This window comes from Vibrio sp. 10N.261.52.A1, from assembly GCF_002876325.1.
In the GTDB taxonomy this organism is placed as follows: domain Bacteria; phylum Pseudomonadota; class Gammaproteobacteria; order Enterobacterales; family Vibrionaceae; genus Vibrio; species Vibrio chagasii.
In genome coordinates this window covers 1-672 of record NZ_MCYD01001294.1, presented here as the reverse complement: position 1 = coordinate 672, position 672 = coordinate 1, and the positions used below count along the sequence as shown (strand labels likewise).

The window sequence follows — 672 nt, the reverse complement described above, 5'->3', positions numbered from 1 at the left end:
GGTTAATCCTGTGGGGCAATTGCTCTATTAATGATAAAAATTAAAATAAGGATTATTTATGAGACCATCTTTTACAATCAGTATGGTACTTGCGACGACAGTAGTTGGCTTTCAGTCTTATGCAAACAATATCGATACACCACACTCTCTTACTGACTCTATTGCTGTTGCAAAGAATGTCGCTGCACAAAAGCAATCACTAGCGTTACAAATAAGTGCTCGCTACATTGACATTGAGTCTTCTCTAAAAAAGCAAATCAGCGAAAAAAGTTTATCGACGCCATTAGACACACTGAACTCGGCTCAACCCTACTCTGCCTTTTCAAGCAAGATGCACAAAGCCGATCTTAGCTATCGTAAGATGAAAGGGATCGACGACTTCAGTGATTCTGTCTTAGAAATTAGGATGGCTGATGAAGCCATGGTTGAAGCCTGGAAAAATGGAGAAAGCCCACTGTTTGCTTACGAACCATCGGGCGATGATTCAAATTGGCAATACATCGAAGCTTACGATGTGTATGGGCAAGTTCATGAATTAGACGTGTACCAAATGCCCGATGTTCCGGTATTTGCGACAGCAATGGTGCCGAAGAACTCAAGGCTGGGTTGATGACCATGCAAGCTGAAATGCAAAAACAAGGTACAGACACACAACTTAACTCAGGCAGCAAC

Annotated in this window: 1 pseudogene; it reads left to right on the top strand. The window is 42.0% G+C overall.

Annotated elements, in window-relative coordinates:
• Positions 1-58 precede the first annotated feature (58 nt).
• Positions 59-672, top strand: a pseudogene (locus tag BCT81_RS27015) (DUF3103 family protein); the annotation flags it as partial.